Source organism: Variovorax sp. 01N425, from assembly GCF_056399465.1.
Genome location: NZ_JBFTRJ010000016.1, coordinates 1 through 12,636, shown reverse-complemented (window position 1 = coordinate 12,636; position 12,636 = coordinate 1). Strand labels below are relative to the sequence as shown.

Annotated in this window: 10 protein-coding genes; 7 read left to right on the top strand and 3 right to left on the bottom strand. The window is 68.1% G+C overall.

All coding sequences use genetic code 11. The features are described 5' to 3' along the window. The first annotated feature begins 135 nt into the window (after positions 1-135). Both AC1DSC_RS25415 and AC1DSC_RS25410 read left to right on the top strand, forming a co-directional pair. Entirely contained in the window at positions 136-882 is a 747-nt protein-coding gene (locus AC1DSC_RS25415; protein WP_436288018.1) for a lysophospholipid acyltransferase family protein, read from the top strand. Between the two features lie 633 nt (positions 883-1,515). Further along, a complete protein-coding gene (locus AC1DSC_RS25410) occupies positions 1,516-1,671 on the top strand; it encodes a hypothetical protein (RefSeq protein ID WP_018906252.1) in 156 nt (51 codons plus the stop codon). 55 nt (positions 1,672-1,726) lie between these two features. Here AC1DSC_RS25410 and AC1DSC_RS25405 read toward each other — a convergent pair whose 3' ends face one another. After that, a complete protein-coding gene (locus tag AC1DSC_RS25405; protein WP_015867374.1) occupies positions 1,727-1,999 on the bottom strand; it encodes a DUF4242 domain-containing protein in 273 nt (90 codons plus the stop codon). A gap of 128 nt (positions 2,000-2,127) precedes the next feature. On the opposite strand from AC1DSC_RS25405, the gene AC1DSC_RS25400 reads away from it, so the two are divergent. Both AC1DSC_RS25400 and AC1DSC_RS25395 read left to right on the top strand, forming a co-directional pair. After that, positions 2,128-3,108: an AraC family transcriptional regulator gene (locus tag AC1DSC_RS25400; protein ID WP_436288017.1), complete on the top strand. Its 981-nt coding sequence runs from the start codon at positions 2,128-2,130 to the stop codon at positions 3,106-3,108. A 150-nt stretch (positions 3,109-3,258) separates the two neighbouring features. Further along, positions 3,259-5,574, top strand: a complete 2,316-nt coding sequence (locus tag AC1DSC_RS25395; RefSeq protein WP_436288016.1) for a TonB-dependent receptor — start codon at positions 3,259-3,261, stop codon at positions 5,572-5,574. A gap of 19 nt (positions 5,575-5,593) precedes the next feature. On the opposite strand, the gene AC1DSC_RS25390 is transcribed toward AC1DSC_RS25395, so the two are convergent. Beyond that, positions 5,594-7,684: a sensor histidine kinase gene (locus AC1DSC_RS25390; protein WP_436288015.1), complete on the bottom strand. Its 2,091-nt coding sequence runs from the start codon at positions 7,682-7,684 to the stop codon at positions 5,594-5,596. A gap of 28 nt (positions 7,685-7,712) precedes the next feature. On the opposite strand from AC1DSC_RS25390, the gene AC1DSC_RS25385 reads away from it, so the two are divergent. Further along, positions 7,713-8,426, top strand: a complete 714-nt coding sequence (locus AC1DSC_RS25385) for a response regulator transcription factor (protein ID WP_015867370.1) — start codon at positions 7,713-7,715, stop codon at positions 8,424-8,426. Positions 8,427-8,556: 130 nt separating this feature from the next. Next, the gene (locus tag AC1DSC_RS25380) at positions 8,557-9,372 is read left to right on the top strand and encodes a helix-turn-helix domain-containing protein (protein WP_436288014.1); all 816 of its coding nucleotides are present in this window, start codon (positions 8,557-8,559) and stop codon (positions 9,370-9,372) included. An 80-nt stretch (positions 9,373-9,452) separates the two neighbouring features. Here the strand turns inward: AC1DSC_RS25380 and AC1DSC_RS25375 are convergent, their stop codons facing one another. After that, positions 9,453-10,286 carry a response regulator transcription factor gene (locus AC1DSC_RS25375; protein WP_436288303.1) on the bottom strand — a complete coding sequence of 278 codons (834 nt, stop codon included), beginning with the start codon at positions 10,284-10,286 and terminating at the stop codon, positions 9,453-9,455. A 398-nt stretch (positions 10,287-10,684) separates the two neighbouring features. Between AC1DSC_RS25375 and AC1DSC_RS25370 the strand changes: the two genes are divergently transcribed. Continuing rightward, on the top strand, positions 10,685-12,636 hold a 1,952-nt coding region (locus AC1DSC_RS25370; RefSeq protein ID WP_478131937.1), incomplete at its 3' end, for an Ig-like domain-containing protein.

Below are 12,636 nucleotides of genomic sequence, written 5' to 3'. Positions count from 1 at the left end.
GAGCACACCCCCAGTCTTCGCGCACTTCGTGTCGCTACGCCAACCCCCTTGCAGGGGGCAACACCAGCGGCCCGGCAGAGCCGGTTCCGCGGTGTTCCACGAACATGCATTGAAAGCGGAGAGGCTGCGCGCTACATGCTCCATTCACTGAAGGCCTGCTGGCGCCTGCTGCATGCGGTAGGGCACGCGCTGGGTGGCTGGTGGACGATCCGCTTCACCTTTCCGGGCCTTTCGCAGGCAGAGCGCAACCTGCGCGTGCAGCAGTGGTCGCGGCGCCTGCTCGAGATCATGGGCATCGCGCTCCAGGTGCAGGGCAGGCCGCCCGCGCAGGGGCCGGTGCTGCTCATCAGCAATCACCTCTCGTGGCTCGACATCACGGCCATCCATGCCGCCTGCCATGTGCGCTTTGTCTCGAAGGCGGGCGTGAAGCACTGGCCGCTGATCGGCACGCTGTCCACCGGCGCGGGCTCGCTCTACATCGAGCGCGAACGCCGCCGCGATGCGCTGCGCGTGGTGCACCACATGACCGAGGCGCTGCGCAACGGCGACCTGATCGGCGTGTTCCCCGAAGGCACGACGAGCGACGGGCGCGGGCTGCTGCCCTTCCATGCCAACCTGCTGCAGGCTGCCATTTCGTCGGGCGCGCCCGTGCTGCCGGCCGCGCTGCGCTTTGCCGATGCCGCCACCGGGGAAACCAGCCAGGCGCCGCGCTACATCGACGACGACAACCTGCTGACCTCGCTCTGGAACACGCTGCGCGCGCCGCCGCTCGTGGCCGTCGTGCGCTTCGGCGAGCCGCAGGCTTCGCACGGGCGCGACCGCCGCGCCTGGGCCCAGGCGCTGCACGAAGACGTGCAGCAGCTGCGCCGCGAGACGCACTAGCCGCACGGCGCGGCGCGGCACAGGCAAAAAAAGCGCTCCCGAGGGAGCGCTTAACGACGCACGGAGCGTCGTGAGGAGGAACCGGAATTCGTGCATCCGACATTGGCCGGGCCGGCGGCCGCCGCTTGCGGGAGAAATCAATCCATGCGCGTGGGCGGGTGCCTACAGGGCAGGGCGGCCCGCCGGGCCGTGGCTATCCCGGCCATGAGAATTGCCAAACCCGCCAGGGCCCGAAGCGTTGCACCATGCAGGTTCTACGCTGGAGAAAGAACCTGATGAGAATGCTGAGGAAAATCGTGGGTGGCGCCATCTCCCTTGCGGGGGCGGTGGTGCTCGTGGCGCGGCACTTGTGACGGCCGAATGGGCTGAATGAATACTATGGTTTGTAAGTAAGCGCACAGCAACACTACTGCCCGAGGGGCCGTGCGAACCGGTCGCATTTCGGCGCCCATAATGCGCCTGCGACCCACGCCAGAGGCCGCATCGAGACGCGGCTCCGGTCCTTCGAGGCGAGCCAGCCACATTTCTCTCTGGCCTTCACGGGATGACATCATGAGCGTATTGCAGATGTTTCTACCGGCGTCCGAACCAGCTCGCAGCGAGGCCCTGGAGCTCATTCGAAGAACACACCACTTGCCGCGCCACCTCGTGAGAGGCACCGGGCGCAGGAGCCTGGGCGAATCCGGACCGGGCCCGCTGGTCGGGCCGGTGCAGAGCCAGCAGCAGCAGGCGTCGTCGCAGGGCTTGCAGGCCATGGCTGCGCCGCAAGGCCGGCTGCAGGCCGAATGAGGGCGGCGCCTTCGCGCTGATCCGGCCGCCCCTGCTCGGCCGTCTCTCCACCGTCTCACTCGGCCGTGGCCGGGTCGATCACGCCATGCACCCGGTCGATGCGGTCGGCCGGGAAGCCGCCGAGTTCCGCATGCTTGCGCACCAGCGCCTCGTCGGCGGCCTGGTAGATGCAGTAGATCCGGTCGTCGGTCACGTAGCTGTGGACCCACTGGATGTCGGGCCCCATGCTGCCCAGCACGCCGCAGGACTTCTGCGAGATGGCTTTCAGGTCGGCCGGCGTGAACTTGCCGGCGCCGGGGATGTGCCGTTCGATGAGGAATTTGGGCATGGCGATACTCCTGTCTAGAATCGGTCGGAGCGACCAAGACCGATGGTGCCGGCGCGAAGCACCGTTGTATTGCCCGCTGCACCGGACTTGTTGACCGAAACCCCGCCCTCGCTTGCCGGGAGGTGACCATGGATGTCTTGTCGGACGTGCTGCGGACCATCCGCCTGGAGGGCGCGCTGTTCCTGAACGGGGACATGCATGCGCCCTGGTGCTTCAAGGTGCCCAAGGGCGCGCACATGGCGCAATTGCTCAGGCCCGGCGCGCAGCGGCTGGCCATCTGCCACCTCGTGCTGCAAGGCGAATGCTGGGCCCAGGTCGACGGCGGGGAGCCGATCCGCGCCCATGCCGGCGACGTCATCGCCGTGCCGCATGGCGACTCGCATGTGGTGGGCAGCGGCCTGCTCCAGGCAGCGGTGGACGTGGCGCACGTGGTGAACCCGCGGGCGCCCGAGCTGGAGCGCATCCGCTACGGCGGCAATGGCGACCGCACGGTGCTGGTGTGCAGCTGGTTCGCCTACGAAGGCGATGCGCCCAACCCCCTCATGGCGAACATTCCGCGCCTGTTCACCACGTCGCTGCGCAGCAGGCCGGCGGGCCCGTGGATCGAGCAGTCCGTCAACTTCGTGCTGGGCGATGCGGCTTCGCACACGCCCGGTTCCGAGATGGTCGCCGCCAAGGTGGCGGAAGTGCTGTTCGCCGAAGTGCTGCGCGGCTACATCGAATCCATGCCGGCCAACAACCCCGGCTGGCTCGCGGGCCTGCGCGACCCCCACGTGAGCCGCTGCCTGGCGCTGATGCACGGCGATCCCGCCCGCAACTGGACGGTCGACGCGCTGGCACAGGAAATCCATGTCTCGCGCAGCGTGCTGGCGGACCGCTTCGCCGAACTGGTGGGCGCGCCGCCCATGCACTACCTGACGCGCTGGCGCATGATCCTGGCCGCCGGCATGCTGCGCAAGGACCAGGGCAACCTGGCGCGCATTGCCGAAGGTGTCGGCTACGAGTCGGAAGCGGCTTTCAACCGCGCCTTCAAGCGCGAGTACGGGGTGTCGCCCGGGGCCTGGCGGCAGAACGGGGCGCGGACCTTGGTGCCGGATGCGGTGCCCTGAGGTGGGGTGCCGTGGGTCAGTCTCGGACGGAAATTAGTGCCTTGGCCGGGCCAGTTTTCGGTGGCAATCAACGCCATGCCCACGTGCGTGGCGCCGCCGGTTCCGGCGTGTGCGCAGGTGACGCGTGCGAGCGTCTACTAGAGTACGCGCATGCCCTTCTGCCCATGCGATCTCCTCGCCCGTTCCCTGGCCGTCAGCGCTCTCGCCTCCGGGCTCGCCGTGGTGGCCCATGCACAGCCGAAGCCTTTGGACGATGGCGAAACGCTCCCCGCCATCACCGTGGATGCCAGGGGCCGTTCGGAAGCCGCCCAGCAAGTTCCGATCCCGCTGACTTCGATCGATGGCGAGGCCCTCGAGACGCAGCAAAGCTGGCGGCTCGAAGACCTGCAGCAATGGCTGCCGAGTACCAGCATCACCTTCGGCGATCCGCGGCAATCGGCCATCGCGGTGCGCGGCGTCGGCAGGAATCCATCGAACGACGGCCTCGAGGGCAGCACGGGCATCTACCTCGACAACGTCTACCTGGGCCGCGCGGGCATGGCGACATTCGACCTGCTCGACATCGAGCGTGTGGACCTGCTGCGCGGGCCGCAAGGCACGCTTTTCGGCAAGAACACGACCGCCGGCGTGCTGGCGTTGCACACGCGTGCGCCGAGCCGGGAGACCGAGCGCAGCCTGCAACTCTCGATCGGGCAGCGCGGCCTTGCGCAGGGGCAAGCCATCTTCTCGGGGGCCCTGTCGGAAGAGACGGCGGGCCGGCTGCTGGTGTACGGCACCCATGAACGCGGCAACATCGAGAACATCTACGATGGCGGCAGCGTCAACGGAGGCAATCGATCCGGCATTCGCGGCCAATGGCTGCTGCGCCGTGGCGACGCCTTCAGCCTGCGCCTGATCGCAGATGCGCACCGCGAGCGCTCCACGTACGGCACCCGCGTCATCTACTCGCTGGGAAGCGGACCGGCGGCGGCCCGCGCATGGGCCGGCGGCGCCACCGGCATCGTCACCGACCCGCGGCGCTATGCGGTCAATACCGACGGCGTGGAGCGCGTCGATCTCGACCAGGGTGGCGTGTCGGCCGAAGCGAGCTGGAAGCTCGGGTCCGGTGCCACCGTCACGTCCATCACCGCCGGCCGTTCATGGAAGTTCGTGCCGACGGCCAACGACAACCTCAATATCCCCGTGCTGATCGACGGCGGCTCCCGCGTGCGCCAGCAGCAGTTCTCGCAGGAGCTGCGCTACGCGGGGCCCACCGGCGGTGCGGTCGACTATGTGGTGGGCGCGTTCTACATGCGCCAGCGCATGCGCAACGAGATATTCACCGTGTTCGGTCCGCGGGCGGACATCGTTTTGCAGGGAACGTCCTTGCCGGTGCTCGCCAACGCGAGCACGGTGAGCTTCGGCGCGCTCGACACGGAGAGCTTCGCGCTCTTCTCGCAGGCCACGTGGCACGCCACGTCCAGGCTCGACCTCACGGCCGGCCTGCGCATCACGCAGGAGCGCAAGGACGGGCGCACCCATCGCGGCGACTCGACCGGTGGTGCCGCTGCCACCGCGTTCCTGCGCAATCGTCCGATCGTGCTCGGTGCCTACGACACGGGCCCCCTGGCCATCCGGAAGACCAGTCCGTCGGCGCTCCTGGGTGCGAGCTACCGGCTGGATGACGGCGCGATCGGCTACGCGAGCTTTTCGCACGGCGAGCGGTCGGGCGGGATCAATCTGGCGGGGCCGGGTGCCGCTCCCGGCCCGCTCGGCGCCTCGTCGCTGATCATCGGGCCCGAACGTGTCGACAGCCTGGACGTCGGCGTCAAGAGCAGCCTGTGGAATGATCGCCTGACACTCAACCTGAACGCCTTCCTGGCAGGCGTGCGCGGCTACCAGACGTCGATGTTCGTGCCTGCCGGCGCAGGCGCGGGCAACTATGTCGAGATCCTCACGAACGCGGGCGATCTCCGTAGCCGGGGACTGGAGCTGGACGCCACTGCGCGACCGGCGCGCGGGCTGACCGTGTGGGCCAACGCCGCCTTCAACGATGCACGCTATCAACGCTATGAGGACGCGCCTTGTCCGTCAGAACGCGCGTTCGTGCCGCAGGGGCGCTGCAGCCTGAGCGGACGGCAGGTTGCCGGGACGCCGCGCTGGACATTCAACGTGGGCGCCGAATACCGCAGGCCCGTGAGCCCCACCACCCAGCACTTCGTTTCAGCGGCGTACGCGTGGCGGTCCGCACAGGACGGCACGCTCGACGGGTCGGTCCACTCGCGCATCCCGGCCTATGGCCTGCTGAACCTCGCCACCGGTTGGAAGGTCGCACGAGGCAATGAAATCTGGAGCATTTCGCTCTGGTTGCGCAACGCGCTCGACAAGAAGTATTTCCCGACCGTGGCTGCCACCGCGAACGGTGCCTACGTGGCATCGGTCGGGACGCGGCGCACCCTGGGGCTGACAGTCCGGCTGGACTACTGACCTGTTTGGATTCCGCCGGTCATGTGACTTGTTCAGGCGGCGCAGCCGGAAGCACGAGGCGGAATGTCGACCCGCTGGCGCCTGTTTCGTGCAGTGTCACGTCGCCCCCATGGCGCATCGCGATCTCGCGCGACAGATGAAGCCCCAGTCCGGTGCCGGCCACCGCGCTCGCGGTTTCGGCACGGAAATATTTCTCGAAGATGCGGGCCTTGTCGGCCATTGCGACTCCGGGTCCGCGGTCGATCACGTCGACCTGCACGATGCCGCCCGTGTGCCGCAGCACGACATGCACCGGTCGTTCCGGCGGCGAGTACTTCAATGCGTTTTGCATCAGGTTCTGCAGCGCGATCTCGAGCAGCGCTCGATCGCCGCGCACCTTCGGCAGGGGTTCGCGCACGTCGATGGACAGGCGCGAAGCGCCGGGAAAGTGGAAGCTCTCGCACAGGCCACGCGCGAGCGCCGCCATGTCAACGACTTCGAGGCGAAGCATCCGGTTCTCGGGCTGGAGGCGGTCGGCCAGCAGGATGTTCTCGATCAGCATGGTCAGGCGCTGCACGGCGCGCCGGATCCGCTCGGTGCGCTGCTTCACCACCGGCTCCCCGCCGAGCTTCGAGATGTCGAGCGATTGCGCCGCGCCGTCGATCACGGTCAAGGGCGTGCGGAACTCGTGCGACACCATCGAGACGAACTCGCGCTGCTGCACGATCGCCTGGCGCTCGACCTCGAGCGACTCACGCAGCCGGGCCTCCAGACGGGCGCGGGCCGCGATCTCCTCATGCAGCGCGGCATTGGTCTGCTGCAGTTCGGCGGTGCGTCGCACGACCGTGCCTTCGAGCGCCTGTTCGGCTTCCAGCCGCACTGCGAGCACGCGCTCGCGCTCGGCGCGGTAATCGCGCTCGGCGCGCCGGGTCCGGTCGGCCACGGCCACGTTCAGCAGGACGAGGTGGCACATGGTGCCGAGCCAATAGAGGCGATCAGGCGTCACGCCGGGCACCTGGTCGCCGAGCCAGAGCTTCAACAGCCCGTAGAGCCCGAGCACCGTTCCCACCGCGAAGGCCGAGGCAGGCAGCAGGTACTGGAACTGGCGCCGCACGAAGAGCAGGTAGCAGACGAAGACCGCGCCGAACGGCGTGGACGCGGCGCTGCCCGCGCTGACCCAGGGGGCGATGGCGGCGTGATGGCCGGCCAGGGCCAGCACGAACGCAACGAAGTTGTACACCACGACCGCGTTGAAGAAATGTGCTGCGGGCGGCCAATGGCGCCGAAACTGGAAGATGCGCGCCATGAACGCGGTACCCACCATGTTGAAGAAGCAGTTGACGACCAGCAGCGTCTGCGCAACGCGCTCGGGGCGGTCGCCGAGGAACCACTGCGCTGCGAACCCCTGGCGGTTGACCGACAGAGCCGCGATGCAGAACACGTACAGCGCGTAATGGGCGTAGAGCCCGTCCCGCAGCCAGGCCCCGAAGATCAGGTTCATGCAGACGGCGAGCAGAGCGGCGCCAAGCAGCACGCCCATGATGGTGTAGTCGGCCGTGCGGTCGCGCTCGAAGCCGGCAGGCTGCCACAGGTCCAGTTCGGCCCGCAGCGGCGGCCCGTCGTTGCGCAGCCGCAGGAAATAGACAGCCGGCTCGGTCGGCAGGTCGACCGGGAACGCGAAGTCGTGGTCGGGGATCTCGCGCGCCGCGAAAGGGCGGGCGTCGCCGAGCGGCGTCTCGACGAAGCCGCCGCGCCCGTCCGGCGCATACAAGGTGGCTTCGTGGATGCGCGGCGGTCGCACGCGCAGCAGCCATCGCGCGGGCGCATCGACCGTGCGCGCGAGCGAGAAGCGCAGCCACACAGCGTCGCGGCTGAAGCCTTCCTCCACCGGCCCTTCGAGCGGCACGAAGCCGCTTCGCTGCGCGCCGCGCGCGACGTCGGCGATACGCCACCCGCCCGAGGGGTCGCGCTGGATCTCGAGGTCCCCGGAGAGTGGGATGCCGCGGTCGAGGCCATCGGAAGCCGACAGTACCAGCGCCCTGGCGGGCATTGCCAAGCACCACAGCAGCAGGAACAGAAGAACAAGCAGGCGGCCCGGACCCGCCGGGGTGGTTTCGACGTCGAGGCGCATTGGGACGCGACTTTATACTTTCCGCGCCATGCCATCCCCGAGCCCGCGTACCGGTCTTCTCGTCCATGTGATCGAGGACGACGAAGACATCCGTGCAGAAACCGTCTTCGCACTCGGAGAGCTCGGCTTCGACGCGGAAGGCTTCGGCGACGCCCCGTCGTTCTACAAGGCGTTCGCGGTCCAGCCCTGCGACATCGCGGTGGTGGACATCGGCTTGCCAGGCGAGAGCGGCCTCGCGGTCGTTTCACATCTGCGCGCAGTGCAGCGACGGCTCGGGCTGGTGCTGGTGACCGCGCGGGGCGAGCTCGAGGACCGGCTGCTCGGGCTGCGCGAAGGTGCAGACGCCTACCTGGTGAAGCCGGTGAACATGCTGGAATTGGCCGAGACGCTGAACGCCGTCGGTCGGCGACTCACGGTCGCACCGCAGGGGAACGCGGCGACCCTGCCGGCCGCACCCGCCGACTGGCGCCTGCTCGAGGGCGACTGGATCCTGGGTGACCCCGAAGGCCGGCAGATGGCGCTCACCACCAGCGAGCGCGCCTTCCTCGCCTGCCTTTTCGGGCAGCGCGGCACGGCGGCGAGCCGCGACGACCTGATCCGCGCGCTCGGTGGCGACGTGTTCGATTTCGACGAGCACCGCATCGATGCGATTGCCAGCCGGCTGCGGCGCAAGGCCGCGAAGCTCGGCATGCGCCTGCCGCTGCATTCGGTGCGCGGCACAGGGTACGTGCTCGCGATCTGACGCTGCCGGGGCTGCCGAGCTCGCAGGAGCCAGGCACACGGTCAGGAACCGTCAGAAAAGGTCAGGAAGGGCGCATGAAACAAACGATCGGGGCTTGCACCATGCGGCACGCGCAACGCGCCGCATCTTCATGTCCTACTGGTTCCAATCTTCCGAGCCTGCGCACATCATGGTCATCGACGACAGCGTCGAAGAGCTCCAGGTGCTGCTTGCCGCGCTGCGCGGCGCCGGCCATCGCATCAGCCTTGACTTCGACGCGCTCGGAGGCTACCGCCGCGCCGGGGTGCTGCAGCCGGACTTGATCCTGCTGGATGTGCACTTGGGGGCCACCAGCGGCTTCGAGGCGTGCCGGCTGCTGAAGGCGGACCCCACCACCGCGCACATCCCGGTGATTTTTCTCACCGCCGGTGCAACGCTCGAGGAGCGGCTGACCGGTCTGCGAGAGGGCGGCGTCGACTACATCCTCAAGCCCTTCGAACCCGAAGAGGTGCTGGTGCGCATCGCGGTCCATCTCGCACTCGCACGCCGCGGCGCGCAACCGCCCGACGGTGCCGCCGAGGCGCCCCGCAGGCCGCCGACGTCCGAAGACGAAGCACCCCATGACCTGGACCGCGTGATCGCCAGGGCTGCGCAGCGGCTCATCGAGAGCGACCTTGCGAACATTCCACCGCTGCCGGCGCTCGCCGCTCGCGTGGGCACGCACGAGAAGCGGCTGACGCGGGCGTTCCGTGCCCACACGGGGCGCACCGTGCTCGAGTTCGCGCGCGAGGAGCGGCTGTCGCGCGCGCAGCGTCTGCTCGCCCAGACGCCGCTCAGCATCGAGGACGTGGCGCATGCGATCGGGTTCTCGGGTGCCGCGAACTTCACGACGGCGTTCAAGGAACGCTTCGGCAGCACGCCTGCGGCGTTTCGGCGGCTGAGTCGCGACTGCGCGTGCGGCGCCTGAAAAGCGGCTTCGAGAACCCCGCATCAGCCGGCTGGCGTGGCGGGCACGACCCCGCTCGCACCACCGGTCGGCATGGTGCGTTACGCGTCGGGGGCGCGGCGGCCCACGCCGAGTTGGCGGCAGGCGGACGGCGTGCAGTTGAAGTACTCGCGAAATGCCGTCGCAAAATTTGCGGCGCTCGAGAACCCCACCGCCGCGGCGATCTCCTCGATGCGCATGGCCGATTCGAGCAGCAGGCGATGCGCCTCGTGCAGCCGTGCCTCGCGTACGAACTCGAAGACCGTGCGGTTCGCCAGTTCCTTGAACACGCGCGACAAGCGCTTCTCGTGCGTGCCCACGCGCGCAGCCAGTTCGCGCAGCGGCAATACATGGCTCAGGTCGGCGAGGATCAGTCGCTCCGCCGCCTGCATGAGCATGCGGTCCACGTCCGAGCCCGGCGCGCCGTCATCGTTCGTCGCAGGGCGGTCGGGTGGGGACGCAGATTGTGTGGCAGGGGCAATGCGCGACCTGCGGGATTCGGCCAGTGCCAGATGAATTTCGACCCGGGCCATCACCTCGGCCGGATCGAAGGGCTTCACGATGTAGTCGACCGCGCCGGCCCGCAGGCCCGTCAAACGCTCTTCCAAGCTGGCCGAGGAGGTCAGGAAGATCACCGGAATGTCCGCCGTGGCCGGGTCGGCCTTCAGCAGGCGGCAGGCGGCGAACCCGTCGGTGCTGCCCGGACCCACGTCGAGCAGTACCAGGTCCATCTGCAGCGCCGTCGCGCGCCGATAGCCTTCCATCGCGCCGAAAGCGTGGGTGATGCCGTAGCCGGCGCCCCGTAGCGTTTCCAGCAAGGGCTTGAGTTCGTCGACGCCTTCGTCGACCACCAGAAGACGAACTCTCCGGGGCTCCGGGGGTGACCAATATGACATGGAAAAAACGGGCACGGCAGTGGGACCGCGCTCTCTGGGTGAAGGCTATGAAACCAAGATTTATTGGTAATCATTCTCACCATTGCCCGCCTGCTCCGGTTCTTCTCACCAGCGAATTAGCCACGTTATCTCGCAATTTGTGTGAAGTATTCGACGTTTGCTTACCTTTGTAAAAAGTTGTCCGGCACGGCAAAAGCGGCGACCTCTTCGGCAAAAGCCCGGCTCGCCCCCCGCACCAAGAATCCCGCCTCGTGCAAGCGCAAGCCGCGTGACCCGGTCGGGTCTTGCTGGCGAGTCCTCGAGAGCCCCGGCACTCGAGATTTCCCAATGTGCGACCCAGGTTGTTCGTCCAGGACGAAGGCGCCCCGGGGTCTGGAGTCAAGAAGCAAGGACAAATCATGGAAGCTGTTTACAAGTCTGGTGGCGCATCCCGCAAAGCGGCGGCAGACACCCCTCTGGTTCTGGATCGCCCATCGATCGTCTCGCTGAAGGTCGCGCCCGAGAGCGTGCTCAAGTTCGAGCGTCGCGGCGGCGACCTCGTGCTCGTGTTGCAGGGCGGCCAGGAAGTCGCCGTGCGCGGCTTCTTCGCCGAGTACCCTGACGGCGGCCGCAACGACCTCGTGCTCGAAGACGGCGCCGGCGTGCAGTGGTGGGGCCAGTACACGGCGCCCTGGAAAGACTTTCACTTCACCGAAATCGAATGGACCGACGCCGGCGCCGCGCTACTGCCCGAGGGTGTGCCCGGCTGGCTGCTGGGTGCGCTCGGCGTGCTGGGCGTCGGTGCCGCCGCGAGCGGTGGTGGCGGCGGCGGCGGCGGTGGCAGCCCGGCCTTCATCCCGCCGCCGCTCCCGCCGCAGAACCGCGGCCCCGAAGGCAAGGCCGAGCCCGTCGCCACCGAGCAGGACAAGCCCATTTCCGGGCATGTGCAGGCCACCGACCCGGACCGCGACATGCTCAACTTCACCGTCGCCAAGGGCCCCGAGCACGGCACCGTCACCGTCGACCCGTCCACCGGCCAGTTCCTCTACACGCCCAACCCCGGCTACGAAGGGTCCGACAGCTTCGAAGTGACCGTCAGCGACGGCAGGGGCGGCACCACCACCGTGAAGGTGCCCGTGACCGTCTCGCCCGTCAACGACGCGCCCACGGCGCCCGACTACACCGAGACCACGCACGAAGACACGCCCGTGAGCGGCCGTGTGACCGGCAGCGACATGGACAGCGGCGACACGCTGACCTACACGAGGGGCAGCGATCCGGCCCACGGCACGGTCACGGTCAACCCGGACGGCACGTACACCTACACGCCCAATCCGGACTTCAACGGCACGGACAGCTTCACCGTCACGGTGAGCGACGGCCACGGCGGCACGACCACCAGCACCGTGACCGTGACGATCAACCCAGTCAACGACGCCCCCGTGTTCGTCGACGGTGGCGGCACCCCGGTGAACACGACAGACGGCTACGTCTTCGGCTACGACGAAAACCGTCCTGCAGGCGCCGTGCTCGGCACGGTCCACGCCACCGACGTCGACAGCGCGACCGTCACCTACAGCATCCTCTCGGGCAACGACAACGGCTACTTCGCCATCGACCCGGTCACGGGCGAGATCAGCCTCACGCCGGCGGGCGCTGCGGCGTTCGTGAACGACTACGAGGCAGGCGCCAACGCGCACGCGCTGGTGGTCGGTGCAAACGACGGCACGGTCACCACGTCCATCCCCGTCACGCTCAACGAGCAGAACCTCAACGAAGCACCGACGGCGCCCGACGACACCAAGACGACGAACGAAGACACGCCCGTCAGCGGCCAGATCGTCGGCACCGACGTCGATGGCGACACGCTGAGCTACGTGAAGGGCAGCGATCCAGCCCACGGCACGGTCACGGTCAACGCCGATGGCACCTACACCTATGTTCCCGGCCCGAACTTCAACGGCACGGACAGCTTCACCGTCACGGTGAGCGACGGCCATGGAGGCACGACCACCAGCACGGTGAACGTGACCGTCAACCCGGTGAACGATCTGCCCACGGTCCCGGACTACACCCAGACCACGCACGAAGACACGCCCGTCAGCGGCCAGGTCATCGGCACCGACGTCGACGGCGACACGCTGACCTACGTGAAGGGCAGCGACCCGTCGCATGGCACGGTCACGGTCAACGCCGATGGCACCTACACCTATGTTCCCGGTGCCAACTTCAACGGCACCGACAGCTTCACTGTCACGGTGAGCGATGGCCACGGCGGCACGACCACCAGCACCGTGACCGTGACGATCAACCTCGTCAACGACGCCCCCGTGTTCGTCGACGGTGGCGGCACCCCGGTGAACACGACAGA